Annotated in this window: 24 protein-coding genes and 1 tRNA gene; 17 read left to right on the top strand and 8 right to left on the bottom strand. The window is 59.9% G+C overall.

Annotated elements, in window-relative coordinates; translation table 11 throughout:
• From OEZ49_RS17500 to OEZ49_RS17485, 4 genes are all read right to left on the bottom strand, one after another.
• A partial coding sequence (locus OEZ49_RS17500; RefSeq protein ID WP_263389520.1) for an invasin domain 3-containing protein occupies positions 1-772 on the bottom strand: 772 nt, incomplete at its 3' end.
• Between the two features lie 407 nt (positions 773-1,179).
• Positions 1,180-1,524 (bottom strand): hypothetical protein, encoded by a 345-nt coding sequence (locus OEZ49_RS17495; protein ID WP_263389519.1) that lies wholly within the window; start codon positions 1,522-1,524, stop codon positions 1,180-1,182.
• Between the two features lie 53 nt (positions 1,525-1,577).
• Positions 1,578-2,213 (bottom strand): hypothetical protein, encoded by a 636-nt coding sequence (locus tag OEZ49_RS17490; RefSeq protein WP_263389518.1) that lies wholly within the window; start codon positions 2,211-2,213, stop codon positions 1,578-1,580.
• 86 nt (positions 2,214-2,299) lie between these two features.
• On the bottom strand, positions 2,300-3,268 hold the full coding sequence (locus tag OEZ49_RS17485) for an SH3 domain-containing protein (RefSeq protein WP_263389517.1): 969 nt from the start codon (positions 3,266-3,268) through the stop codon (positions 2,300-2,302).
• 375 nt (positions 3,269-3,643) lie between these two features.
• Between OEZ49_RS17485 and OEZ49_RS17480 the strand changes: the two genes are divergently transcribed.
• The 10 genes from OEZ49_RS17480 to OEZ49_RS17435 all read left to right on the top strand — a co-directional run bounded on the left by OEZ49_RS17480 (position 3,644) and on the right by OEZ49_RS17435 (position 12,835).
• Positions 3,644-4,627 carry an AraC family transcriptional regulator gene (locus OEZ49_RS17480; RefSeq protein WP_263389516.1) on the top strand — a complete coding sequence of 328 codons (984 nt, stop codon included), beginning with the start codon at positions 3,644-3,646 and terminating at the stop codon, positions 4,625-4,627.
• 183 nt (positions 4,628-4,810) lie between these two features.
• Entirely contained in the window at positions 4,811-5,350 is a 540-nt protein-coding gene (locus OEZ49_RS17475; protein ID WP_263389515.1) for a hypothetical protein, read from the top strand.
• A 79-nt stretch (positions 5,351-5,429) separates the two neighbouring features.
• On the top strand, positions 5,430-5,684 hold the full coding sequence (locus tag OEZ49_RS17470) for a hypothetical protein (RefSeq protein ID WP_263389514.1): 255 nt from the start codon (positions 5,430-5,432) through the stop codon (positions 5,682-5,684).
• 16 nt (positions 5,685-5,700) lie between these two features.
• On the top strand, positions 5,701-6,009 hold the full coding sequence (locus OEZ49_RS17465; RefSeq protein WP_263389513.1) for a hypothetical protein: 309 nt from the start codon (positions 5,701-5,703) through the stop codon (positions 6,007-6,009).
• 373 nt (positions 6,010-6,382) lie between these two features.
• Entirely contained in the window at positions 6,383-7,168 is a 786-nt protein-coding gene (locus OEZ49_RS17460) for a hypothetical protein (protein ID WP_263389512.1), read from the top strand.
• A gap of 14 nt (positions 7,169-7,182) precedes the next feature.
• On the top strand, positions 7,183-8,064 hold the full coding sequence (locus OEZ49_RS17455; protein WP_317853186.1) for an SdiA-regulated domain-containing protein: 882 nt from the start codon (positions 7,183-7,185) through the stop codon (positions 8,062-8,064).
• A gap of 70 nt (positions 8,065-8,134) precedes the next feature.
• Positions 8,135-8,788 (top strand): hypothetical protein, encoded by a 654-nt coding sequence (locus tag OEZ49_RS17450; RefSeq protein WP_263389510.1) that lies wholly within the window; start codon positions 8,135-8,137, stop codon positions 8,786-8,788.
• A gap of 38 nt (positions 8,789-8,826) precedes the next feature.
• Positions 8,827-10,227 carry a hypothetical protein gene (locus OEZ49_RS17445; protein WP_263389509.1) on the top strand — a complete coding sequence of 467 codons (1,401 nt, stop codon included), beginning with the start codon at positions 8,827-8,829 and terminating at the stop codon, positions 10,225-10,227.
• 1 nt (position 10,228) lies between these two features.
• Positions 10,229-11,164, top strand: coding sequence for a metallophosphoesterase family protein (locus OEZ49_RS17440; protein ID WP_263389508.1), 936 nt, complete (start codon positions 10,229-10,231; stop codon positions 11,162-11,164).
• A 528-nt stretch (positions 11,165-11,692) separates the two neighbouring features.
• Entirely contained in the window at positions 11,693-12,835 is a 1,143-nt protein-coding gene (locus OEZ49_RS17435) for a BamA/TamA family outer membrane protein (RefSeq protein ID WP_263389507.1), read from the top strand.
• 348 nt (positions 12,836-13,183) lie between these two features.
• Here OEZ49_RS17435 and OEZ49_RS17430 read toward each other — a convergent pair whose 3' ends face one another.
• Both OEZ49_RS17430 and OEZ49_RS17425 read right to left on the bottom strand, forming a co-directional pair.
• Positions 13,184-13,879: an SDR family NAD(P)-dependent oxidoreductase gene (locus tag OEZ49_RS17430; RefSeq protein ID WP_263389506.1), complete on the bottom strand. Its 696-nt coding sequence runs from the start codon at positions 13,877-13,879 to the stop codon at positions 13,184-13,186.
• A gap of 109 nt (positions 13,880-13,988) precedes the next feature.
• Positions 13,989-14,954, bottom strand: coding sequence for a DUF1194 domain-containing protein (locus OEZ49_RS17425; protein WP_317853185.1), 966 nt, complete (start codon positions 14,952-14,954; stop codon positions 13,989-13,991).
• Between the two features lie 84 nt (positions 14,955-15,038).
• Here OEZ49_RS17425 and OEZ49_RS17420 point away from each other — a divergent pair.
• The 5 genes from OEZ49_RS17420 (at position 15,039) to OEZ49_RS17400 (ending at position 20,963) form a co-directional block, all read left to right on the top strand.
• Positions 15,039-15,112, top strand: a tRNA-Gly gene (locus OEZ49_RS17420).
• A 536-nt stretch (positions 15,113-15,648) separates the two neighbouring features.
• Positions 15,649-17,448, top strand: a complete 1,800-nt coding sequence (locus OEZ49_RS17415; RefSeq protein WP_263389505.1) for an ABC transporter transmembrane domain-containing protein — start codon at positions 15,649-15,651, stop codon at positions 17,446-17,448.
• Between the two features lie 160 nt (positions 17,449-17,608).
• Positions 17,609-19,498, top strand: a complete 1,890-nt coding sequence (locus OEZ49_RS17410) for an acyl-CoA synthetase (RefSeq protein ID WP_263389504.1) — start codon at positions 17,609-17,611, stop codon at positions 19,496-19,498.
• Between the two features lie 11 nt (positions 19,499-19,509).
• A complete protein-coding gene (locus tag OEZ49_RS17405) occupies positions 19,510-20,433 on the top strand; it encodes an alpha/beta hydrolase (RefSeq protein WP_263389521.1) in 924 nt (307 codons plus the stop codon).
• A gap of 146 nt (positions 20,434-20,579) precedes the next feature.
• A complete protein-coding gene (locus OEZ49_RS17400; protein WP_263389503.1) occupies positions 20,580-20,963 on the top strand; it encodes a RidA family protein in 384 nt (127 codons plus the stop codon).
• Between the two features lie 72 nt (positions 20,964-21,035).
• On the opposite strand, the gene OEZ49_RS17395 is transcribed toward OEZ49_RS17400, so the two are convergent.
• The gene (locus tag OEZ49_RS17395) at positions 21,036-21,872 is read right to left on the bottom strand and encodes an alkaline phosphatase family protein (RefSeq protein WP_263389502.1); all 837 of its coding nucleotides are present in this window, start codon (positions 21,870-21,872) and stop codon (positions 21,036-21,038) included.
• A gap of 373 nt (positions 21,873-22,245) precedes the next feature.
• Here OEZ49_RS17395 and OEZ49_RS17390 point away from each other — a divergent pair, with 373 nt between their 5' ends.
• On the top strand, positions 22,246-23,091 hold the full coding sequence (locus OEZ49_RS17390) for a hypothetical protein (RefSeq protein ID WP_263389501.1): 846 nt from the start codon (positions 22,246-22,248) through the stop codon (positions 23,089-23,091).
• An 8-nt stretch (positions 23,092-23,099) separates the two neighbouring features.
• Here the strand turns inward: OEZ49_RS17390 and OEZ49_RS17385 are convergent, their stop codons facing one another.
• Positions 23,100-23,786, bottom strand: a complete 687-nt coding sequence (locus OEZ49_RS17385; RefSeq protein ID WP_263389500.1) for a winged helix-turn-helix transcriptional regulator — start codon at positions 23,784-23,786, stop codon at positions 23,100-23,102.
• Between the two features lie 161 nt (positions 23,787-23,947).
• On the opposite strand from OEZ49_RS17385, the gene OEZ49_RS17380 reads away from it, so the two are divergent.
• Positions 23,948-24,175, top strand: a complete 228-nt coding sequence (locus OEZ49_RS17380) for a tautomerase family protein (RefSeq protein WP_164128395.1) — start codon at positions 23,948-23,950, stop codon at positions 24,173-24,175.
• The last annotated feature ends 66 nt before the right edge of the window (positions 24,176-24,241 follow it).

Here is a 24,241-nt window from a genome sequence, read left to right as displayed (position 1 = left end):
GCGTGGCCGTCACATCGGCCATTGCGACGCCACGGGTCAGCGTCAGGTCGCTGGCGGAGAGCGAGAGGGTCAGGGCCGGGTCCAGGACCTCGATCGAGATTGTTGCCTGTGCCTTGGCGCCATTGCTGTCGGTGACTTCGACCGTGTAGGTGGCATCCGCAACCGCCGCCGTGGGGGATCCGGAGATTGTTCCATTGCCGCTGTTCAGGCTCAGGCCTGCGGGGAGGGCGGGGCTGACAGTGAAACTGGTATAGCTTCCGCTGCCCCCGGCCGGCGTGGCCGTCACATCGGCCATTGCGACGCCACGGGTCAGCGTCAGGTCGCTGGCGGAGAGCGAGAGGGTCAGGGCCACTTGTGAAAGCGTGAAGCTTACGCTGCTAGAAGTCCCAATAAATTGTCCATTAACAGTCCCTGTAATTGAGGCAATTTCTACTGTGTTGCTTGAAGTTAAAATTGCGGAATAGGTTCCATTTCCATTGTCAGTTACGGCGGAAAGAGTTCCTGCTGTTGTGTGCAGTATGACCAAGTCACCGCCGGTTGTTTTGTTTTGAACCTGATTGCCTCCCGGGTTTGTCAAACGAATTTGAACAGTAATACTTGAGGTTGACGCGCCATCTGCCGGAATACTTGTGGGACTTGCTGAAATGACGCTGTGTGCTCCACTTACTGAAAGGTTTGCGGCAACAACTTGGTCAACCCATAGAAAGTTTAACACGATCAAAAATGCCACAAACAAAGATTGCAGCTTGGAACGCAAAACAGTTCTAAACATCCGCAAGTTCCGTTAGGCTCGTTTTCAAATTTTGCGCTGTAGTTCCGATTTTGATCGCCAACACCGGAGGTGCCCTTCGGTTAAACTAAATAAAAGAAATTGGCTGAATTGTGTCAAAATTTAACTAAATCCTAGAAATCGAGGGTTAATGTTGAATCTGTTGCGCAAATCGGCTGACGATCGATGTTTTCCTTTCCCCAGACAGACTTACCCCACGGCCTCTGTGACGGGTATCCAACTGATGTGCATGTCTCTAATCCATGTTAACCGGATGTATGAGACGACGCCCTGTAAAGGAAGGTTTGCTCCTGACCTGAAATGCCCGGAGCACCGGTCAGGAGCCGCGCCAGGGCTACGAGGAAAAGCCATGACGAGCCTTTGAAGCTGCCTATCCGTAGCGGATGGGATCAGGCGTTGCCTTCGCTGCCCAAGAACATGAGTGAAGGATTGCTTCCATCGCGGGACACTAGGCAGCGCCAAGGGGCTCCGTTTTCGCCGACACACATGTAGATGGCGGTCGCGGCCTCGGATGTTTCGCCGCCAACGACGATCACGCTTCCGTCCGTTTGCGCGATAAGCGCAGAGCGGCAGGAATTGATTGCCGCCTGGGTCACATCCGGTGCCATACTGGCAATGAATGGCGGCGAGTCCGGTGCCGTGGGCATCTGGGACGCAGTCCCTTCGGTTTCCAGGCATCCGGCCAAGGACGCCAAAGCCATCAATCCTGCGAATATCTTAATAGTGGGTTTCATTTGTCTTTCTTTCCTCTCAGGTGAACCTTTGCAAGTTTGCCGGGCGATAGGGGTCAGCCTCCGACCAGAAGGGCATCGATCAGTTCGAAACGAGCATCGCCCACGGTCACGATCTGCATGTCACCGTCCCGGGTGACACGCAGTTCCGCGCCCCCATCGGCTTCCGACTGGTCATAACGGATGACTTCGCCATTCTCGAAATAGAGGACACGGTTGCCCGCGTCCGGCCAGAAGACCATTGCAAACCCGTTTCCATTGCCCTCGCGAACGACGCCGGTATCGCATTCGCGCGGTTCCGTGCCCGGACGTTCGCAGTAGATGATCGAAGACGCCGTGAAGCTTGACCCGGCGGGAAAGACACCGCCGACCGGACGGTCGTAATTGGGCATGCCGCCCCCCGAGACCGTTCGCCCGGCCTGCAAGTCGGCAAGAACGTCGGCGCCGTCCACATAGAACTCGGTCAGCCGAAGCTCCTTGGCGGGAAAGCCACAGCAAACCTGGGCAACGTAGTTGCCAAGGTCGATGGAACCGCCCGAGGTTAGGGAACCATCCACGCGTGGTTCATGGGCGCGCATGTCCGTGGGCGCGTTGAAATTCTCGAAATACTGCCTTGCCGCGTCGCCGCAGGCCTGCGCGAGCTCGGCCTTGCTTTGCGCGACAGCAGGGTAAGCGAGTGTCAGTACGAACATTGCGGCCATCGCAAGGCCCGCAGCATTCCCATTGGCAGCTTACTTGGAGAGCGTCTGGATCATGTGGTTGTTCCTTTCAGATGGTCTTAGTTGATGCCAAAGATCACGGTATAGGATCGAGACCGGTTACTGCCGTTGATGACCTCGATGACATGGTTTCCCGACTGCCAAAACTGGCCGCGATATTCGCGGGCGGCCGTTGCCCGGTCGAGCAGCGTGCTGTCGGGGTTCTGGATGCGCCAGGTCATGCCCGGATCGGTCGAGGCGAGCCGGAAATAGAGGAATTGCAGGGCCCGCGCATTGAGGATGTAGCGGCGGGTGGCTCCGGGCGCGAGTTGCTCCCTCAATTCGGTTCCATTGGCTCCGGGCGGGAAGCGGACGGTCACGGTTGTCGTCTGGCCGGCGCCGGTCACCGAAGGCGGACTTGGGAGCTGCGTCGCTGTCCCGCCATGCGTCGACGGGGGACTGGGCAGTTGCGTCGCCGTGCCACCCTGCGATCCGCCGCCCGTGAGATAACGCGCGCTGACCCAGCCGCGTTCACGCATGTCGGTCAGCATCTCGATCTCGCACCAGGTCGTGCGGCCCGGTGTCTGACAGCGCAACTGCCGGACCCTGTCGCCATTCCTCAGTGCGCCTATGATCCGGTAGTTCGTCCTGGGGCCGCTGCGGACGTTGAGAACATCATTTGCCGCTATGCCCCACACCGTGACAATGCGGGAACCGGCCGGATCGGAGGAGCCGCCCCCACCGGGCAGGGGGCTGGCCTGAGTCCGGCCTTCGGCAAAGAACTCAACCATGCGCCGCTCGAACGGATCGTAGGAACAGGCGAAGTCCTCGAACCGGGTTTCCAGGAATATCCGCCCGTTGATCGCGTGCGTCCCATCCACGCGACGGCCGTTGTACTGCATCTCGGTGGCCGCGGTGAAATCGCGGAAATAGGTCTGGCCCGCACTGGAACACTCGTTTCGCATGAAATCCGCGGACTGGCCTGAGGCAGCCGATGCCAGCGCGCAGGCTCCGAATATGGTCCAGCATAGATATCTGCGGTGCAACATGGGTGCAGGCTCCAGACTTTTAATCGTCTCCGGATCGGAGAGGGTTATCGGAAGGGCTTCTGCAACACTAGACCGTACCTCTCCCGGCGCGATCCCTTTTGCGAAAGGAATATCCGTTTCGCGCAGGTGGCTGAAAATTCTTCACGGAGTCTGGGGTGCTGGGTTGGGTTCGGCCGCTCCCGCTGTTATCGAGCCATCCCCGAAGGCTAGGGCCTGCCCGAGGCAGTTGCGCAAACACCCGGCAAGTTCACTGCGCAAGAGGCGATAAGTCCTCGCAAAAACATGACCGTGCTTGATCGGTCCTAGTTTTGCAAATTACCTTGAGAGGTATGTTCCGTACGAGTTCGCACTATGTGCGATCTAGGGGAGAGTTGGATGAGTTTTTTCAGGACGGAAGTATCTTTTCGCGGAGCCGAAACGCGGGTGGTGGAATCCCGCCTGTTTTCCAATCCGAACAAGATGGTCATGGCCCATCGTCCCGAGGTTTATGCGCGCGTGTCGCGGTTTGACCTGGGCGGCTTGACCGTGGGCGAGGTGATTTCGTCCGGCCACAACGTCGACGTCAGCGAGTACATGTCCAACAGCCTTATTGTTCCGCTCAGCGGTGTGATCGAGTGCGAAAGCAAGGCCGGCCTTAACAAGGCCACCACGGGCGAAGCGCTCTTCTTCTCTCCCAATCGCCGTCATACTAGGGTCAGTGCGGGCAAAGCCGCGACTTTCAAGGGCATCCCGCTGATCATCTCGACCGACCTGATGCGCGCAGCCTTCGACCGGCTTGGACTGAGCCTGCCTTCTGCAATCGAATTCGACTCACTGTCGCTTCGGATGAACGGAAGTCGGTCTGCTGCTACCGCCGAATTGATTCAGACTGTCCGGACACTGCACGCGGAAATCGACCGCGGATCGGTACGGATTGGAAATCCAGCCAGCCGCGCGGTCTGGGTCGAATTCATCGCGGACAAGATCGTGGATGCGCTTCAGGAGACCGGCGTTCTGCATGCCCCGGTCTACCATAGCGACTCGTCCAGCTATCGCTCGGTGCGGATGGCGCTGGAATACATGAGGGTATCCCACGGAGAAATAAAGGATATCCCCTCGGTGGCAAAGGTTTGCGGGGTGAGCACGCGAAGCTTGGAGTTGGCGTTCAAGAATGTCCTCGAAACAACTCCGTCAAAGGCCTTGCTCGTAATTCGCCTGGAAGCAGCCAGAAAACGACTGTGCGACCCGAACGACGAGGCCTCGGTAACCGAAGTCGCCCTTGATTGCGGTTTCAATCATTTGAGCAGATTTTCTGCAGCTTATCGCGAGAAGTTTCACGAATTACCTTCGCAGACCTTGGGCGTGTGGCGCAAGGTCTGACAACCGGCGCGGTTGCGGTTGCGCGAAACTGAATCTTTCACAGACAACACCTTACAGCACCGTGTTGCGAGAAATGGATATTTGCTGCGCACATCGGATAGCCGGCAGAGGATCACGATGAAACAACTTGAATGTCTGGGTGTCGTTCGGGGATCCATCCCGGTTGTCTGAAAGGATTGAGAGATGAGAAGTTTACTACTTGGCGTTTCGGCCATGTCTGTTGCCTTGACCGTGTCAGTTGCACCGGCCCGGGCCGATGACGAGGCGGCAGCGATTGCAGGCGCCATCGCAATTATCGGATTGGCCGCGCTGGCCCATAACAAGAACCACTATCAGGAAGGTTACAAGCCGAATGGCGAAAATGAAACGGCAGCCTTCGAACGGGGCTATCGCGACGGGCTGCACAACGAACCCTATGACTCGCGCCACAGCAGCACCGCCTATGGCCAGGGGTTCGATGCGGGCCACAAGGAACGGAGCAACCGTCTGGCTCACAAGCAGCGCGATATCGCCGGCGTGAAGGTTCCCTCGGCTGCGGCGCAATCCTGCGTGAACGAGGCCTCGTCCAGCTGGGGCGTGGGCCGTCACGACGTACATATTGTCAACGCCGGACAGGAAGGGGCCGACAACTTCTACATCGAGCTTGCATCGGGCCACAAGCACGTGATCTGCGGCACCAATTCGCAAGGTCAGGTGTTCAATCTTCGCAATGGGCGGATGTGAGCATCGGGTCCGTCAGTCGCCACCATTCCGCGCCAGTCCAATGGCATGACGCCAAGAACCGCGGCCAGAGGCTCAAGCCATGTGTAAAACGGTTACTTTGATCTTTGCACTGGCTTACCTGGCCGCGCTGTTTCTGCTGCTTGTCGGGACGTTTGGTTGGTTCGGACAGGAGCGCGACCCTTTAGCGGCAGTGTTCCTGCTTCCGCTCGGGCTGCCGTGGAACCAGTTTCTGGACCTGTTCGGCGAGGCATTTCGGCCTTGGCTGGCGGCTCTGTCGCCTCTCTTGAACCTGATGCTTCTCAGAATGATCTGCGGGTTCGCCGCGCGTAGCTAGAAGAGGAGAAAGACAGGTGTCGAAAGTGTTCATTGGCGTTCTGGCCTTTGTCATCGGCCTGGCGATCGGTAGCTATGGCGCCATGCGGACGGCAGGCGGTGCAATGATGGGCGCCGGTGCCGGGGTCGGGCTGGCGACTGGGATCTGCATGGTCGTGGAGGCCGTCAACCAGACCGGTTTGCTGGACGAGGCGCAAATCGACGAGGTTATGAAACGTGCTGCGCAGAATGCGTCTGGTGGAGAGCTTCCCGAAGGTATTCAATCAACGGGCGCTCTGAAAGGCTGCGAGGAGGCCTTGGCAAAGCTTCGGCCCAGCCAGGGTTAATGCATCATAATGCGGATTCGATGGTCCGCTGAGCAAAATGGAAACGTGATCCGAGGTTTGGCTGGGATGCGATATAGGAGGAGATAGTAAGAGTGCGTTGCAGGACAGATTTCGTTCGGTCTCGAATTGCCCCGACGCGCCGCTCCCCGTCTCTGATCTTTGCTATCGCGCCACCGGCTCTCTGCCATTCTCATGGTCTAGCTTGGTGATCGGACTCCTCCATCAGAAATCGAGAACATAAAAAATTGCTCCATCCATCCCACTTGATCTTAGACCAACTCGGAAACGGGTCTCAGCGTTCAAAAATCTGGCCTTACACCAATTCCGACGCTACCTTCATTCGCCAGGGACAAAGTGAGGCGCACTGATGCACATGAAGCGGAAAACCGGTACCGTCATCCTCGGCGTGCGAATGTTATGTTTACTTGTCCTGACCGTCTTTGCCGCGTCGCCGGCCCTGGCGCAGGTCGCAACTGGTCTTGAGGCGAGCCTGCCGGAAATAACGGTGCGCGGCCGTGGTTGGGGGCAGTTGCTACAGCCACGCGAGTTGCTCGAATTCGGACTGGCGCTGATCGAGACCTCGGTGATGACTGCGGTCATCGCCTATCACCCCGTGCTGAGCGCAAACCGGAAGACCAGAAGCGATTTCGAAACACCGCGCGCCTTGTTCGTCTATGCGCTGATCGGCATGGTCGTCGGCTTCCTCATCATGCATCACGGGTACCTGATCGGTTTTGTGCTGTTCGGTCTTGGGGGTCTCTTGCGGTTCAAGACGGACGACAGTGCCGGCGACACGATGCGCCTGATCCTCGTTACCCTGATCGGCCTGTGTGTCGGGCTCGACCTACCGGTGATCGCCCTGATCACCACGGCCAGCGCGTTTGCCATTCTCTACGTCCTGGGTGGGCCTGCCAATTTTGGCGTGGATATCCAGTTTTCGGACAAGAAGCGGCCGGTGCTGGAGTCGATGCAAGTGGTGCGCGACGAATTGCAGAAAGCCGGCTTTCGCACGATTTCCATAAGCCGAACCAAGTTCAAGTCGACGGTCCACTACGTGGTCACCGGTGTGAACGGAGCGCGCCGTTCCGCACTGGAGAGGGAAATGGCGCGCTTGTCCGAAGGCAAGGCAAGCGGAATTTCCGATTGGCATATCGACTGATCCGCGACGAAGCAATGCCGCTTCCGACTAAGTCTCCTCCGCGGAAATGGCTTGGCGCCTGGGTAATGTTGGTCGCCTCGGCGGTTCACCTTCTCCTTGTGGGACCTGTCGAAGCGGAAATGTCCCTGTCGCTGGTCAATTCGCGCGAGATTGCCGAACCGTCCATCGGGTTTACCGAACCGTCTGGCCTCAGCGCCGCAGACGAGGGTGGGTTCTGGTCGGTGAGTGACAACGTCACCCGTCTGTTCCGCCTGGATCACAAGGGCAAGCCGGGAAAACGCGACGACCTGTCCGGAGAACCCCAACTGGAAGGCATCGCAGAGGATCTGCCTCGGCAACGTCTGCTGATGGTGCGCGAGGACACGACCGAGATCCTGTCACTTGCCCCAGACGGGACCCTCACCCGGTTTCGATTGCTGACCTTGCCAGGTGCAGAGGGACTGGTTGCCCATTTCCAGGCAGATGAAAACAACGGATTGGAAGGGATCACGGTTGACCCCGAAACCGGCGCCGTATTGATTATCAAGGAACGCTGGCCACGGTTGCTGATTGAGTTGGCCCCCGACTTGTCGCGGGTTGTCCGGATACAGGAATTGTCGGCGGCAATGGGCTTCGTTTCTGCGGCGGCGCAAGACGACAAGCTCGACCTGTCCGGCCTGGCATGGGACGCGTGGCGAAAGGGCGTCTGGATCACCAGCGACACCGGACAGGCGGTGTTCTTCCTCGACCTTTCCAGTATGACCGCAAGGGGATGGGCGCTGATGGACGCCGGCAAGAAGAAACTGCATCCGGTGAGCAATGCCGAGGGAGTGGCGCTCTCTTTGGACGGCGACTTCCTTCATGTCATCACCGACGACGGCAAGAAATCACGGCTGCTGACATACAGGATTGACTAAATCCAACAGACGAACTGTCCTGAAAGGGTCAGGATCGAACGAGGAGGGAAATCTAGTGAAGGATTACCAGATGTTTTCAATGATCCGCTGTGCAGGAATTGCACTGGCCTTAATGACAGTGCCCGCAATGGCTGCCGACTTTACAGCACGTTCCGGCGCGCCGGGACATGATCAGATGATCGCCCGGTCCAACCCCACGCCTGCCGACGGGCTTGCCTTCGTACGCCCGGTGCTGTCTGGCGTGCTCTACAGGGGCGGCTTCAAGGGGGGTGACAAGGCACGGACCGGTTTGTCCGGGTCGCAGCGCAAACAGTTGTGCGAGGCCGGATTTTCCGCGGCCCGCTACATCGACTTCGGCAAACATACAGAGTACGGCAAAACCTCCTGCAGCAGCGGCCAGTTGACCTATGCCGCAGGCAAATCGACCAGGCCCGACGACGTGATGAAAGAACTCCATGATATCATCAAGAACCCCGGAACGGGGCCGATGTATGTCCACTGCATGTGGGGTGTCCATTCTTCCGGCGCGGTCTCGGCAATGGCGCTGGTGCAATTCTGCGGCTGGAGCGAGGACCGCGCCAAGCAATACTGGAACGAGGCCCGCAACGGCGCCGATTGCTCGGATGGGTGCGATGCCTGGATTGATCATCACTTCGAACATTTCAAGGTCAACTCCGCGCTGACGATCTCGGCTGCGGAACAAGCAGCGATCTGCCCGAAATGAGTGGCGCCCTGTTTCCCGCCCTGCTGGTTTGCGCAGGGATGTTTGCGAGCGCTGCACTGGCCTCGGATGCGGTCAAGGGCCATGAGACGCTGTTCACCAGTCCGAACGACGTTACCGAACGCTGCGTCCGAATCACGCCGATGCCCGGCGCGGTCTATTCAAAACACGACCTGCTGGCCGAGGAGGCTTATTGCGCCCTCGACTTCTATGCCGCGACCGTCGCGCTCTGTCCCAAAACCTGGAGCACGAGCCCTGGCATGAAGATCTACGACATCTCCAAGGGCCCCTATGCCGGTGACCGGCAGGGCTTTGAACGTCACGCCTGTGCCGAAGGCAAGTCCGCGTCCCAGTTGGCCCATAAAGACCTGGCCAAGTTCAAACCGACCATGAACGCCAAGGGCACCAGTGGCACCTTCTCGACCTCACCGCTGCTCTACTACCACTTCTCGCGCTATTTCGAGGCCGATATCGGTGTTCCTCCTGCTGTCTGGCGCAGTATGGACCGCACCATGCATCTGGAGGAGGTGGCCACGCGGGGGCTGGCGTTGTCTGGCAACTCTCATTCGTCGGGAATGAACCATGCCGGCTGGCGCATGCTTGTCGATGCAGATCAGAACCCCTCGGTCTACAAACCGGTGGACGAGCTTTTCACGTCGGACCGCAAGGCCCTTTATGGCGCTTTGCTGGACAGCCCCGGATCCCGCTATGGCACCGAGGTCAACGGGACTCGGGCCTCGGGCTGGGGCAAGGGGCAGAACCTCGATTTTCAGGAAACCGCCCCGTTCCTCGCGCTGCGGTCAAGCCGTCCCATCGACGAGGCCATTGCCGAGGGCATTGCCGAAGCGATCAAGACCAAGCAGATCCGCCGCGACATGGGGGCCGATGTGGATCCGCGGCAAGTTGCGTACTGGATGACGGATATCGCCAATATCGTTCTGCTCGACTTCATCTTCAGCCAGCAGGACCGGATCGGAAATATCGACTACAAGGTGCGCTGGATGTGGGTCGAGAATGGCGAAGTCCGCAGTCACAAGGCAGACAATCATGGCAAAGATCGCGGTACGGCGCCGGAACAGGCAATCCGGGTGAAGCGAACCCACCTCAACGACAACGATGCGGGCGGGCGGGTGGAATACGCCAATTTCACCAAGTCGACCCAGATGCTGGAAAAACTGCGCCATTTCCCTTCGACGACCTATGCCAAGCTGGCCAGGCTGGATGCGGATTTCAGCGCACAAGGGCCGCTTCTGACCTATGTGCGCGACAGCTTCGGGCTGGATGACCGGCAAGTCGCCCAGATCGTGAAGAACGCTGCTCTTGCCTTTGGTATTCTCTCCGAAACCTGCCGCCGCGGAGAGATGCTGTTCGATCTGGACCCGGAGACATTTTTTGTCAAAGGTAAGGTGGCCGGAGTTCAGTTGGACTGCACTGGAGGCTGACATGCTGCGGATTGCGGCGCTTGTGCTCTGCCTCGTTGCTGGTGCTGTCCGGGCAGAGCCATTCAAGATCGCGGTGATTTCGGACCTGAACGGCAGCTACGGATCAACCAGCTATGGCAAGTCGGTTCACGACGGGATCGCTAGGATCGTCGCGCTTGAACCCGATTTGGTCATCAGCACTGGCGATATGGTCGCGGGCCAACAGGTCAATCCGCATCTTTCGGCCGACCAGGTTGCGGCCATGTGGTCGGCGTTCGATGACGCGGTGACAAAGCCCTTGGCCAGGGCCGGCATTCCCATTGTCGTCACGCCCGGAAACCACGACGCCTCTGCCTATCGCGGGTTCGAAGACGAACGGGCGATTTTTGCTAAGGTCTGGGGCGACAGGGAGCCTGACCTGACATTTGTGGACAGGGCCGACTTTCCCTTTCGATACGCCCTGTCGGTGCGGGGCGTGCTGCTGGTTTCCCTGGACGTGACCACCACCGGAGCCCTGTCGGACAACCAGTTCGACTGGCTCGACGATCTGCTGGAACGCCAGGCCAGCCGGCACAAGGCTGTTGTCCTGTTCAGCCATCTGCCGCTCTGGCCGTTTGCCGAGAAGCGGAGTGATGACGTGATCGGGGATCCAAAATTGCACGACCTTCTGGTGCGGCACGGTGTAGACCTCTATCTGAGCGGACATCACCATGCCTATTATCCCGGTGTCGCCGACGGCATCCTGATGGTCTCGCAATCCTGCTTGGGCTCGGGCCCGCGTGTGCTGCTGGGTGCTTCCCGACCTTCACCCAAAGCGTTTTCCTTGGTCGAGATCGCAGCGGATGGCACCATCGAGGAAATCGCCTACCAGTCCCCCGATTTCCTGAAGCCGGTCAACCTTGACGACCTTCCGCGCTCAATCGGACGACTTGTCCGTAGGGACCTAGTCGGCAAGTGACACGACATGGCGGAGCGCACATTTCGGAAGCGGTCGACCTACCATCCGGGCGGTAGTGTCAAGACATTGGGTTTGAGTGAGGCAAGGCCAGCCCTCCCGTGGCTGTACTTTTCCTCGACCGTGAGTTCGCCCATAGAGTACGATGGGATCTATTCGAGCGACGGTGTTGGCCGGGTTCTGATTGCAAGGCGCACCCCTGCTGTTGTTCCGCTGCCGGCGACGGGCCTGATGTTGTTCGGCACCGTGGCTGGGCTCGGAGCTCTGCGCGCGCGCCGCAGATCGGTCTATATTTTCAGACGCTTGGAGCCTAACGGGTGAAAGTAGAGTTCGGTTTTTCCTTTGACGTGGTCCGCCACCGCCTTGTTGACGATGATACAGCCCGGATCAGCAATAGCTTCCAACCGGGCTGTAAGATACTACCAGCTGCACCATTCCAAGGCTTCGAGACCATAACTCATCTGCTATGCTGAATACAAATCAGCTGAAATGCCGCCGCGCAAGGACAGGGATTTCGAACATGAGACAGGCATGAGCATCTTTCCTAAACTAGCTCTTATTGTGCTGTGGATTGCAGTCGCGACAACCACTGCCATCGCCCAGGTCAGTTCCGTCGCCGGGGTCGAAGGCAAAGATATCTCTGCAGCCGTCAGCACTGAATCCGGAGTAAAGGCAGGATCTTTCATCGTAGCGCCCATCCCATTCTCCAACCCGGTTCTGGAAAGTGGCCTGACACTTGGCGCGGGCTATCTCTTCACTATTCCAGGCTCGCGGCCCTCCGGTTTTGGTGCCGCGAAAATGAAATCCTCGAATGGCAGCGAAGGATACGGGTTCGGAGGCGTTGTGAATTTTGCCGATGGCCGCTGGACGCTCGGCCTCGTCTACGGGGACGCGCGCCTCAATTACGATCTTCCGGTTACGTTGCCAACGGGCACATCCCGCCTGCCACTCGACCAGTTGGCAACAGTCGCGAACCTGGAACTGGGCTACAATTTTTCGCCTGCATTCTCTGTTACCGGATCACTGAGTTATCTCGACTCGACGATCGCAATTAACTCGACAACTATTCCGCCTAACCTGCTGCCGGATCTCGGTGTCGAAGTTGGCATTCTCGGTCTTAAGTTCCAATGGGACACGCGCGACGATACGTTCTATCCCACCACCGGTGATCTTACCAAACTGTCGCTCTTCCACGCCCGTGACAGGGGAACGCTGTTTGACGGAAATGTCACGACACCAAATCGGCTGTATTCAAAAGCGATCCTCTCCGCGGCGCAATACTGGTCTTTGAAAAATGACGCTGTCATAGCTGCACGCGGCGTGGTCTGCGGCGCCTCCGCGTCGGCACCGTTCTTCGATGCCTGCGGTGTCGGCATGGTCGACGCCATGCGCGGCTTTCCCGCCACCGACAACATCCGTGACTACTCCGCTTCGATCCAAGCCGAGTACCGCGACCGATTTGGCCAGAGCCGGTTTGGCTATGTTCTCTTCGCCGGCTACGGGATTGGCGGGGACGATCTGGGTAAAATGTCAGACGCCGCCGGCGGTGCCGCCATTGGAGCCGGCCTGCGGTTCAGGTTATCCAAGAAGTTCGGTCTGGACTACGCGCTCGATTTTGCCGTGAACGATGAGGGCGAAGATTATCTCTATATCTCTCTGGGACAGCGGTTCTGACCGGCGCTGGCAAAGTAAACCAGCCTGAGGTGGGCAGGGCGGTTTCGTAGCCTTTCGGCATCGCCCAAAAGATCCCCGCTTCGCTATTTGAAGACCGCCCAAGGCGATGTCAGAAGGAATTCCAATTTTGACGAGTAGTTCGATTTCGTAGCTTGTCGCCATTCCCAATCGTGATCGTCGCGGCCCATCCATTCGTGGGGATTTAGAGAGTGCCTCGCTGAAATCCGTGACCGTGCATTTGCATCGCAAAGAATGTCGTCTCCCAAATTGTTGCGCAGAAGCACAGATCACCGATTTTGCTTAGTTCATCGGTAGTCGACCGAACTAGGATGCGGTGTCAACGGCTCTCTAGAAGGTCTCCACCCAAGGTCGCACCGCGACTTCATTGGTCCAGGCGCTCCGGTCCTGATCGATAAGATGTCGATAGGTGCGGGCAATGCCTTCGGGCCGCAGCATCGAGCCGGGCTTGTCGAACGGTTCCGTTCTCCCGGGGTTCAGGATCGCTCCGTCGATATTCACCCAGGCCACATGGATGCCTTGCGGATGCAGCTCGCGCGCCATGCTCTCGGCCAGCCCCCGTTGGGCGAACTTGCCCATCGCGAAAGGGGCCGATTGAGGGAAGCCCTTGACGCCGGCAGATGCGCCTGTGAACAGGATCGTCCCGCGTACCCCGTCGACAGGGGGCGCTTCCAGCATGTGGCGCGCGGCATGTTTGCCAGCAAGGAACGCGCCGATTGCCGTGACCTCGATCGCCTTGCGCACATCGTCAGCCGACAATTCCGAAATCGGTCCCCGAACGCGCGCCGAAGGATTGTAGATCACGACCCGTGGCGGGGTCGGAAGACTGTCGAAGAGGGAGGCCACAGCGGCTTCATCAGTGGCATCCAGCGTCACAATGCGGGCATCCAGTTCCCTCGCGAGAACGGCCATCTTGGTGGAGCTTCTGGCAGCCAGTGTCAGCGCATAGTCAGCTGTGAGATTGCGCACCAAAGCTGCGGACAGGCCATCGCCCACGCCAATGATCACGGCTTGCGGCTTTGTCATTGAAAATCTCCTCTACCTGAAAGACGCGCGCTTGGGCGCACAAAATTGATATCATTGCGGTAACACGCTGACCCGGCGGTGTGTAATGGACAGACCCCGGGTGCCTAATCTAGGGCAGGTCAAAGTATCTGCGGTTGCGCTGCCACACCTTCTCTCCGATGAGGCAATCATAGGCCTGCGCCTTTCGGATCGTCGCTTCGGGGCGCTGGGCTTGCCCGGCAATTTCGAGAACCAGTTTGCGGCGCACGGCCGCAGCGAATTGATCCCAGCTGAATACGGGAACGACGAACGCGCCCGGACCGCCCACAACGCAGTTGGTGTAATAGACATCAAGGTCGGGAATGCCCCAGGTCGAGGACATTTCGTCCTGTGTCATCAGGGGCAAGCCATTGATGGTGATGCCCTTCGAAAGGACCCGATCGCGCGCTTGAGTAACGGGTGGACCTTGGTTGTTGGGACCGTCGCCGCTGATGTCGATCACCCGGCGCAGGCCGGTGAAGCGATTGGCTTCGAACATATCCGCGCTGTACAGCAGTGCGCCGGATATCGAGGTGCGGCGCATCCCCGGGCTGCTCCAGGCCGTCAGACGGCGTGCGAACTCTTCGACGGCTTCGCGACTGTCGATCAGGGTCCAGGGCACAACCACGGTTTGAGAACTTTCTCCGGCCCATTCCACGTATGTAACCGCAATATTGCCAATCATGCCGCCACGAATTGCCCCGTAGACCACATCGCTGGAGAGGGCGGCCGCGTAGCCACGGCGCTGAATGTCCAGCTCGTCGGGTGTCATGGAACGGGAAACGTCTACAGCGAGGACCAGCTCGACATCGACTTCGACCATCTGCTGTGCCGCCAAAGGCAAGGCGCAGAGGGCAAAACAGAGTGCAAACAGGTGACGCATGCCGCCATTGCGCCAGAGACGAGTGACTCTGTCCAGTCTCCAAACGGTGCGAATGACAGCACAAAGAGAAATGAGATTTAAGGTAGGTGTCGGCTTGGTACCCCGGAGCGGGGCAGGGGGCTCGAAGCTTCGTTGGATGCCCGTTTGACTCTGGCGCTTTTCGGTCAAGGACATACAAGTCTTTTCGAAGCCTTCAGGGAGTTTGTCGTTCCTAACTTGACGCCCGAAATTCAATGGAATAGTACCGGTGAGCGTCGAGCGGGCGTTGTGTAATGGTAAGACCCTTGCCTTCCAAGCAAGAGATACGGGTTCGATTCCCGTCGCCCGCTCCAAAAATTCTTTTCCGACACATTACCTACAATTTGTCCAACCTTTATCTTCTATATTATTGATAAATAGACTTTTTTCTGGATTTAAACTGTAGTCTTCCAAGCAAGAGATACGGGTTCGATTCCCGTCGCCCGCTCCAGAGAACCCTTTCCGCCATTTTGCCGCTAAACTCGTCCGGTGCACCTTTCCGAGTACACCAAGCGGGCGAAACATTCCGTGTGGGCATCGCCGCGACTGGCGTAAGTCAAACCATGGAAATCTGGGCGGAGGAACGGTGGGTCTGGTCCGGTCGGGCCCGCTCGTCGGTATCAAAGGAACCACGTATTTCACTGTACAAAACGGTCAAACGAAGGTCCGCTGCGGGTACAAAACGGTCAATTCGCCGGTTGCGGTTTGATCCCTGATGAGGCTGGGAAACTTGCGTCAATTCCGCCTTTCGCGCGTTGATTGCTTGACCCCGGGCTTGGACGAGGCCAAGAAGCTGAGCCTAGACCCGCCGATGCGGGAAGACAGACGCACAGGCAGGACGGCACACCGAATGGCACGATCAAATCCGGCTCCCGGCGCGACCGAACAGCGCGCAACCTCGCGCAAAGTGGGGGTGCTGGCCTCGCTCTGGCCGTTCATCGCGCCCTACAAGGCGCTGATGTTCGGCGCGTTGGCGGCGCTTGTCCTGACCGCCACGACATCGCTGGTCCTGCCTTTGGCGGTGCGTCGGGTGGTGGACAATTTCCGTATTGAAAACGGTGATATGCTGGATGTCTACTTCATGGCCGCGCTTGGTATCGCTGCTGTGCTGGCGCTGGGCACCGGGCTGCGCTACACGCTTGTCACCCGGCTAGGCGAACGCGTGGTCGCCGATATCCGCAAGGCGGTGTTTGACCGCGTCATCGGCATGAGCCCCGAGTTCTTCGAGCGCATCATGATCGGCGAGGTGCTGAGCCGGATCACCACCGATACCACTCTGATCCAGTCGGTTCTTGGTTCGTCCGCATCGATAGCGTTGCGCAACCTGCTGATGTTCGTCGGTGGCCTTGTCCTCATGTTGCTGACCTCGGCCAAGCTGACGGCGATGGTCCTTTTGATAATACCACTGGTGTTGGTCCCGATCCTGGTGCTAGGCCGCCGCCTGCGCTCCATCAGCCGCGAGAACCAGGACTGGATCGCCGCCAGTTCGGGCAACGCGGGCGAGGCGCTGGGCGCGGTACAGACCGTGCAATCCTATACCAACGAAACCGCCAGTCGCGCGGCCTTTGCGCAGGTGACCGAAACCGCTTATGACGTCTCGCGCCGCCGCATCACCACGCGGGCGGTTCTGACGGTGATCGTCATCTTCCTCGTGTTCTCGGGCATTGTGGGCGTATTGTGGATGGGGGCCAACGACGTGCGTGCGGGCCTCATGACCGAGGGCACTCTGATCCAGTTCGTGATCTATTCGGTGATCATGGCGGGCGCGGTGGCGGCGCTGTCCGAGATCTGGAGTGAACTGCAACGCGCCGCAGGCGCGACCGAGCGGTTGGTGGAACTGCTTAATACCGACGATACGGTGAATGATCCCGCGGCCCCGACGACGCTGGCACTGCCGGTGCGGGGCGAAATCACCTTTGAAAATGTGAGCTTCCGCTATCCGGCGCGGCCCGATCAGGTGGCGCTTGACGGCATGAGCCTGACCGTTCAGCCGGGCGAGACGGTGGCCTTTGTCGGCCCCTCGGGCGCAGGCAAGACCACGGTGATCCAGCTGATCCAGCGGTTCTATGACCCGCAATCGGGCCGGGTGCTGCTGGATGGGCAGGACCTGACCGCGCTGTCACGCGCCGATTTCCGGCGCCATATCGCGCTGGTGCCGCAGGATCCGGTGATCTTCGCCGCCTCGGCGCGCGAGAACATCCGCTTTGGCCGCCCCTCGGCCAGCGATGCCGAGGTCGAAGACGCCGCCCGCGCCGCCGCCGCGCATGACTTCATCGCGGCGCTGCCCGAAGGCTATGACAGTTTCGTGGGTGAACGCGGCGTGATGCTGTCGGGCGGTCAGAAACAGCGCATCGCCATCGCCCGCGCCATCCTGCGAGACGCGCCGGTGCTGCTCCTGGACGAGGCGACCTCGGCGCTGGATGCCGAAAGCGAGCGCGCGGTACAGCAGGCGGTGGAACGGCTGAGCGCCGACCGTACCACGCTGATCGTGGCGCATCGCCTTGCGACGGTGAAAAAGGCCGACCGTATTGTGGTTCTCGAGGTGGGTCGCATCGTCGCCCAGGGCACCCATGACGAACTGGTCGCGGGCGGCGGGCTATATGCCCGGCTGGCGCGGCTCCAGTTCACTGATGGGCTTGCCGCTGAGTAACCCTGTCGCGCCGCAGCGTCACTTGACCTTTTATCGCGACGTCACGCGGGTTTTACATCTGTGTTACCTCTATGCGCCTCCTTGCACCGAGAGGCGTTTCTAAGCATCTTGGGATTAAGGATGGAATGGCCCGGACAACGGGCGCAGGGGAGGAACGCAAATGCCGTTTGCCGGGCTCGAAGATCGCGCGCGTCTTGAAAACGAAATGCCGTGGGAGGACCGGGATGTCCCGGTGACACTGCACCAGCTTCTGTCGCGGACAGCCGGAAAATTCCCGAACCGGAGCGCGATAAGCTACCAGCTTTTGTCCGGCCCGACCGACAAGGCGGAATCTTTGTCCTGGTCAGAACTTCTGGCCAAGACAAACCAGGCGGCCAACCTGTTCCGCAAGTTGGGCGTCGGGGAAAAGGATGTCGTGGCCTATGTGCTGCCCAACACCAACGAGACGCTGATCACCCTGCTGGGTGGCGCGATCGCTGGCATCGCGAACCCGATCAACCCGCTCTTGGAGCCCGAGCAGATCGCCGCGATTCTGCGCGAGACCAATGCCAAGGTGGTGGTCACGCTCAGACCCTTCCCCAAGACTGATATCGCGCAAAAAGTGGCCGAGGCGGTGCGCCACGCGCCGCATGTGACCACAGTACTCGAGGTCGATCTGAACCGCTACCTGACGCCGCCGAAATCCTGGATCGTGCCGCTGGTACGCCCCAAGATGGCGGACAAGGAGCACCTGGCCCATGCCGATTATCTGAACTTCAACAGGGAGTTGAAGAAGCAGCCGACCGAGTTGCAGTTTGCGGACGCGACCCATGACCGTGTGGCCTGCTATTTCCATACCGGCGGCACCACCGGCATGCCCAAGGTTGCCCAGCACAAGTATTCTGGCCTGATCTACAATGGCTGGCTGGGGCACACGCTGCTCTTTACCGAACAGGACACCATCATGTGTCCGCTGCCGCTGTTCCATGTGTTCGCCTGCCACGTCATCATGATGGCGGCGATCTCGTCGGGCGCGCATGTGGTGTTCCCGACGCCTGCTGGCTATCGCGGCGACGGGGTGTTCGACAATTTCTGGAAACTGATCGAGCGCTGGAAGGTGACCTTTATCATCACCGTGCCGACCGCTATCTCGGCCAAGATGCAGCGCCCGGTCGATGCCGATATCTCGTCGGTCAAGACCGCGTTTTCGGGCTCGGCCCCCTTGCCGGTGGAACTGTTCCGCCGGTTCGAGGAAGCGACCGGCGTCACCATCGTCGAAGGTTACGGCTTGACCGAGGCGACCTGTCTGGTGTCCTGCAACCCGGTCGACGGTGAAAAGAAGATCGGCTCGATCGGCATCCCGTTCCCCTATACCGACGTCAAGATCATCAAGGGCACGCCCGACGGCCCGGCGGAATGCGCGGTGGATGAGATCGGCGAGATCTGCATTTCGAACCCCGGCGTCTATGCCGGTCATACCTATACCGAAGAGGACAAGAACAAGGACCTCTTCTACTACGGCACCCATCTGCGCACCGGCGATCTGGGCAGGTTCGATGCGGACGGCTATCTCTGGATCACCGGCCGGGCCAAGGACCTGATCATTCGTGGCGGCCACAATATCGACCCTGCCGAGATCGAAGAGGCGCTCTTGGGTCATCCGGCGGTGGCCTTTGCCGGAGCCATCGGCCAGCCCGATGCCCATGCGGGCGAGGTGCCCTGCGCCTTTGTCGAGCTGGTGGGCGGTGCCACCGCGACCGAGGCCGAGTTGCTGGAATACTGCAAGGTGCATGTCCACGAGCGCGCCGCGCATCCCAAGCACATGACCATCCTGCCGGAACTGCCCAAGACGGCGGTGGGCAAGGTGTTCAAGCCCGACCTGCGCAAGAATGCCATCACCCGGGTCTATAACGGTGCTCTGGCCGACGCAGGGGTCGCGGCCCGCGTGGTGTCTGTCATCGACGACAAGAAGCGCGGCCTTGTTGCGCAGCTTGACGCCAAGGGAAGCTCGGAACAGGATGTGGCAAAGGTCCTGGGCGCCTATACGCGACCCTGGGAATGGGCAGCCTGAACGGGGAACATATGGATTACAGCCGGCTGATCGACGCGGAAACCTGGGCGTTCATCCGGCAAACCGCCGAGAGCTATCCCGACGATGCCGTCACGCTGGACATCGAAGGGCAGAGGCGGGTCTATGACAGCATGTGCCGCGCCTTTTACCGGGGGCGGCCGGATCGGGTCGAAACCGAGGACCGGGACGCAAACGGCGTGCCGGTCCGCGTCTATTGGGCGGGGCATCCCACGCGCACCGTTGTCTATGCCCATGGCGGCGGGTTCATCCTGGGCGGTCTCGACAGTCATGACGATGTCTGCGCCGAGATCTGCGCCCAGACAGGATATCGCGTGGTTGCTGTCGATTACCGGCTTTGCCCCGAGCATTGCCACCCGGTCCAGTTCAACGATTGCCGGACAGCGGTGGAATGGGCCGAGGCCGAGTTTCGCGACCCCATCGTGCTGGCCGGGGACAGTGCTGGCGGCAATCTGATGGCGGCGGTCGCGCATGCGGTGCGCGGCCGGTCGAAATCCATCCTGGGGCAGGTACTGATCTATCCGGTCCTGGCCGCCAGTGGCGAGGCGCCGTCTTACGCTGAACACGCCGAGGCGCCGATGCTGACCGCCGCGGATGTGGAATTCTATCAGGGCATCCGCTTCGATGGTCCCCGTCCGGCGGGCGATCCGACCTGGGCGCCCCTGTCCGACAACGATTTTGCGAACCTGCCGCCCACCGTGGTCATCACCGCCGATTGCGATCCGCTGCGCGATGACGGGCGGATGTATTGCGAGGCGATCACATCCGCCGGTGGCCGCGCCGCCTGGATCAACGAAGAAGGGCTGATCCACGGTTACCTGCGTGCCCGCGGCTCGGTCACGCGCGCGCAGGACAGTTTCGAACGGATCACCGTCGCCATCGAGGCGCTGGGGCAGGGGCTCTGGCCCTACGACTAGGACGGACAGGACAGCCCCGGCTGTTTCCCGAAGACACTACGCTTTTTGCCATCACTGCCGCATACGTGCCCTGGGCGCTTGGCCCGTCTTGCCAGCCCTTGGACTGCGAACCGATACCGTAGGACTATCCACACAAGGAGGATCAAATGACTCGTGAATACATTGTCGATGTCGCCGGGGTACCTGAATCTCCCTCGCCGATCAGCAATGCAGTTGTCGTCGGAAACACGTGCTGGATCAGCGGTCAGCTTTCGGTTGGCCCCGGGGGTTACATTCCCGGAACCGCGCGTGAGGAAGCAGAGATCGCATTTGGTCACGTCTTCCGGATCGCAGAAGCCGCAGGGTTTTCCCCATCGGACATCGTGTATGTCGATCTGGCGTTTGCCGATCTTGATGATCTTCCGCAGGTGAACGCCCTTTTCGCGACGCTGTTTGCCCCTGGCCATCGGCCAGCGCGGACAGTCTACCAGGCGGCCCGTCTGCCCTTTGGCGGCAAGGTCAAGGTGCAGGCCATCGCGGCGAGGGAATAGAGCGACAGGGGGCCAGACCGCCTGTTTGTCGGCGCGGGTGACCGGGTTCTGTGCCCGGCCACAGGCAGCGGATCATTTCAAAAAGCTTGCGGCTTTCATCGTTTCTGCAATAGGCGCGCCCAAACGGCCGAGGATAGTGGGCGCCAGTTGCAACTGGTCGATCACGGTCTCAGCGTCGGGCCCCTCGGCATCGCCAAAGTAGTAAAGCGCGGTTTCCTGCTGCAAGGGGCCGCGCCCGCCGTGATGGCCGCGCTCGTCCTGGCCGTGATCGGCAGTGACGATCACCTCATAGCCCAGCTGCCGCCAGCGCGGAATGAAGGGTGCCAGCATCTCGTCCATCACGAAACAGGCGTGGTCCATTTCGTCGCATTCGTGGTAAAACCGGTGCCCCATGCTGTCCAGCGTGCAGGTGTGCAGGATACCATAGTTGAGCCCGAACCGCAGGCAGAGGTTGGTCAGCGTCGCGAACAGGTCCACGTCCGAGGGCGTCATCTGATTGTCATGCCCGTATCCGGTCATGGTGTGGAACCGGCCATGGTTGATGGTCTGGCTTTCGGGTTCGTCATACTCGATGTCGCGGACGTAATCGAACGGGTGGCGGTTAAAGAACTGCGACCAGAAACTGTGCGTGACCGCTCCGGTCACGCCGCCGCCTGCGCGCACCTGGCTGAAGACGTCCTTGTGCGACAGGCGGAACACGTTGCCGTTGCCGGTGCAGCCATGCTCTTGCGGGCTGACGCCGGTGTGGATCGAGGCATAGCAGCTGGCTGAGGTCGAGGGCAGCACCGCGCGGTGTTTCCAAACCCGCGCCTCGCCTCTATCCACCCAACCCTCGAGATTGCCGAACAACCGGCGAAAGTTCCGATAGGGGACACCGTCGAGAATGATGAGGAGAAGCTTGCGGTTCATACTGGGGTCCTGCGTTGGTCATCTGCGGTCGATTCGAGCCTGACCGGCTCTGCCCGGAAAGTCATGCCCGTTTGCGCCGGAAAGGAAACCCGGAACGTCAGAAACGTTCAGTCATTCTTCCAGCGGGCATTCGCAAAACCGCTCAAGTTCAATAAGTTGTTTTCGATAGATGATCTCACATTTTTTTTGTGATTGCCGACCCTTGGGGGCGTGCGTGGGGCATCGCGCGACATGAGAACACCAATGCCGCGGGCAAGTACCCGATCCAGTCCCGGCTGCCGCTCACCCACAAGCCCGGCACATCCGACACCTAAGGCGTGGTCAACGAGATCACGCTAACGCAACGCTCATCCTGCCGATGGTGACCGCGTTTGTGCAGGGTAAATATACCGTGGTCGAATATCCCGGTCAGGACGACATCCAGCTGCGCATGTACTGGATTGCCATCGGAGACCTGAACGTCTCTCCCTGTTACCTGGCCTTCGGGCGCGAGACGGCGAACTTCGGCAATCTCGCGACCTATGCGCCGTTCACTCATAGTCACTCGAACCACGATTTCTGGGCTCAGACAAAGGATCCTCTGATTGAACTGGTCTATTTCAGTGACCGCACCCTGGCCAGGTTCGGCCTGATCCCCGGCCACCAGGGGCTTCGGGTGGTCAACACCCCGGACAATGACGGCGACTACGAAAACTACGCGATAAACGTGTCGCACCGGCTGGATATCGGCAATGACCTGGATCTGACCCTGGGTGGCGGGTTCCTGCGTGGCACGATCTATGACAGCACCATCGCGCACCATCCGCCGACTGCCGCGATCAACCGGGTCTGGAACAGCGCCTATGACCTGAATGCCACGCTGAGCGGGCAAAACTTCGACGTGGTGGCTGAATTCACCGAGACGACCAACACCTGGCCCGCAACCGGCCATTCGGTACGTGCGATGACGTTGCAGGGGCGCTACCGCTCCATGCTGCTGGGCAAGCCGACCACCTATTCGCTCAGCGCCGGCCGCGGCGTGCAGGGGGCCGACGGCACCCGCTGGGAGAAGATGGACCAGGTCATTCTGGGGGTCGAGATGCAGATGAACCCGCATTTCCGACTGGGGGCCGAGTACATGTTCAACGACGGGTTCGTGCCGCTCATCATGCCCACGGTCGTGGCCGATGACGGGGTGCGCTCGCACACGTTGATCGTGGGCGCCAAGCTGGATTTCTGACCCGGCGGTCAGGCGGTCTGCGCCTCGCGCGGGCTCTCGGCAAAGATGCTGGGGCGCAGCCACTGCGTGACATTGCGGGTCAGCGCCGGGTCGCCCTGCATATCCATGTCGCCCGCGCGCATGGCCTCGCGATAGGTGCGGTCACCCATCCAGACATCCGCCATTGTGCGCACGGTGCAGTTGAAGAACACATCGACATCCATGCCTGGATCCTTGAGGCAGACCTCGGTCCGGTCACCGCGCACCACCAGCCACCAATCCTGCTGTTCCACCAGATCGGCAAACCGGAATTTCAGCACCGCCACCTGACCCGGCAGCTTGGACGTATCGATGCTGCGCTCCAGGTAGAACAGCAGGAACTCGGCATCGAAATCCTGGTCCAGGATCGTGTGCTTGGCCCAGCAGATGCCCCATTCGCCCAAGTTGAACAGGACCGGCATCAGTGCTTCGCAAGCCGGGGTCGGATGGTACTCGTACCCCTTCTGCCCCGGAATACGGCGACGTGTGATCATGGCCTGCTCTTCCAGCGACTTCAGCCGTGCCGTCAGCAGCGAGGGCGAGATATCGCCCAATCCCCGCTGCAACTCGTTGAACCGGCGCGCGCCCATCAGCAATTCGCGGATGATCAGGATGGTCCAGCGCTCGCCGAGAATTTCGGTTGCCTTGGCGATGGGACAGAACTGGCCGTATTGCATGACGGTAACCCCGGTTTCTTGTTCAGTGCAGTTTCTGTAGTGCGTTTCTTCTGAATCTGTAGTGCTTTGCTACAGGTCCTGAACTATAGCGCGGAATGCATCTTTCGTAACGTCCTCATATCGACCGGGCGAACCGGTCAGGCACAGAGGAGGAAAACCAGATGCCGCTCGTAACCGTTGACGTGATCAAGAACGTGTTCACCCCCGAACAGAAGGCGGACATGGTGCGCCGCGTGACCGAGGCGATGATCGCCGTCGAAGGCGAGAACATGCGCCCCTACACATGGGTCCGGGTTGTCGAGGTGGAAGAGGGCGATTGGGCCATCGGTGGCCAGCCGCTGACCGCCGCCGCCGTTCAGGCCATCGCACAGGGACAGACGGCGGCCTAGGCGGGCCGCGACACGAAAAAGGCCGGGACCCGCCAAGGTTCCTGGCCTTTTTGCGTTTTCCAGCGC

This window comes from Ruegeria marisflavi, from assembly GCF_025673445.1.
In the GTDB taxonomy this organism is placed as follows: domain Bacteria; phylum Pseudomonadota; class Alphaproteobacteria; order Rhodobacterales; family Rhodobacteraceae; genus Ruegeria_B; species Ruegeria_B marisflavi.
This window is presented reverse-complemented; position numbering and strand designations above follow the sequence as displayed.

What these genes read in the sequence shown, in the direction of transcription:
- OEZ49_RS17495 (WP_263389519.1), bottom strand. Translation starts at nt 1,524, where the DNA reads ATGAAACCCACTATTAAGATATTCGCAGGATTGATGGCTTTGGCGTCC.
- OEZ49_RS17490 (WP_263389518.1), bottom strand. Translation starts at nt 2,213, where the DNA reads ATGTTCGTACTGACACTCGCTTACCCTGCTGTCGCGCAAAGCAAGGCC.
- OEZ49_RS17485 (WP_263389517.1), bottom strand. Translation starts at nt 3,268, where the DNA reads ATGTTGCACCGCAGATATCTATGCTGGACCATATTCGGAGCCTGCGCG.
- OEZ49_RS17480 (WP_263389516.1), top strand. Translation starts at nt 3,644, where the DNA reads ATGAGTTTTTTCAGGACGGAAGTATCTTTTCGCGGAGCCGAAACGCGG.
- OEZ49_RS17475 (WP_263389515.1), top strand. Translation starts at nt 4,811, where the DNA reads ATGAGAAGTTTACTACTTGGCGTTTCGGCCATGTCTGTTGCCTTGACC.
- OEZ49_RS17470 (WP_263389514.1), top strand. Translation starts at nt 5,430, where the DNA reads ATGTGTAAAACGGTTACTTTGATCTTTGCACTGGCTTACCTGGCCGCG.
- OEZ49_RS17460 (WP_263389512.1), top strand. Translation starts at nt 6,383, where the DNA reads ATGAAGCGGAAAACCGGTACCGTCATCCTCGGCGTGCGAATGTTATGT.
- OEZ49_RS17455 (WP_317853186.1), top strand. Translation starts at nt 7,183, where the DNA reads ATGCCGCTTCCGACTAAGTCTCCTCCGCGGAAATGGCTTGGCGCCTGG.
- OEZ49_RS17450 (WP_263389510.1), top strand. Translation starts at nt 8,135, where the DNA reads ATGTTTTCAATGATCCGCTGTGCAGGAATTGCACTGGCCTTAATGACA.
- OEZ49_RS17445 (WP_263389509.1), top strand. Translation starts at nt 8,827, where the DNA reads ATGTTTGCGAGCGCTGCACTGGCCTCGGATGCGGTCAAGGGCCATGAG.
- OEZ49_RS17440 (WP_263389508.1), top strand. Translation starts at nt 10,229, where the DNA reads ATGCTGCGGATTGCGGCGCTTGTGCTCTGCCTCGTTGCTGGTGCTGTC.
- OEZ49_RS17435 (WP_263389507.1), top strand. Translation starts at nt 11,693, where the DNA reads ATGAGCATCTTTCCTAAACTAGCTCTTATTGTGCTGTGGATTGCAGTC.
- OEZ49_RS17430 (WP_263389506.1), bottom strand. Translation starts at nt 13,879, where the DNA reads ATGACAAAGCCGCAAGCCGTGATCATTGGCGTGGGCGATGGCCTGTCC.
- OEZ49_RS17425 (WP_317853185.1), bottom strand. Translation starts at nt 14,954, where the DNA reads ATGTCCTTGACCGAAAAGCGCCAGAGTCAAACGGGCATCCAACGAAGC.
- OEZ49_RS17415 (WP_263389505.1), top strand. Translation starts at nt 15,649, where the DNA reads ATGGCACGATCAAATCCGGCTCCCGGCGCGACCGAACAGCGCGCAACC.
- OEZ49_RS17410 (WP_263389504.1), top strand. Translation starts at nt 17,609, where the DNA reads ATGCCGTTTGCCGGGCTCGAAGATCGCGCGCGTCTTGAAAACGAAATG.
- OEZ49_RS17405 (WP_263389521.1), top strand. Translation starts at nt 19,510, where the DNA reads ATGGATTACAGCCGGCTGATCGACGCGGAAACCTGGGCGTTCATCCGG.
- OEZ49_RS17400 (WP_263389503.1), top strand. Translation starts at nt 20,580, where the DNA reads ATGACTCGTGAATACATTGTCGATGTCGCCGGGGTACCTGAATCTCCC.
- OEZ49_RS17395 (WP_263389502.1), bottom strand. Translation starts at nt 21,872, where the DNA reads ATGAACCGCAAGCTTCTCCTCATCATTCTCGACGGTGTCCCCTATCGG.
- OEZ49_RS17385 (WP_263389500.1), bottom strand. Translation starts at nt 23,786, where the DNA reads ATGCAATACGGCCAGTTCTGTCCCATCGCCAAGGCAACCGAAATTCTC.
- OEZ49_RS17380 (WP_164128395.1), top strand. Translation starts at nt 23,948, where the DNA reads ATGCCGCTCGTAACCGTTGACGTGATCAAGAACGTGTTCACCCCCGAA.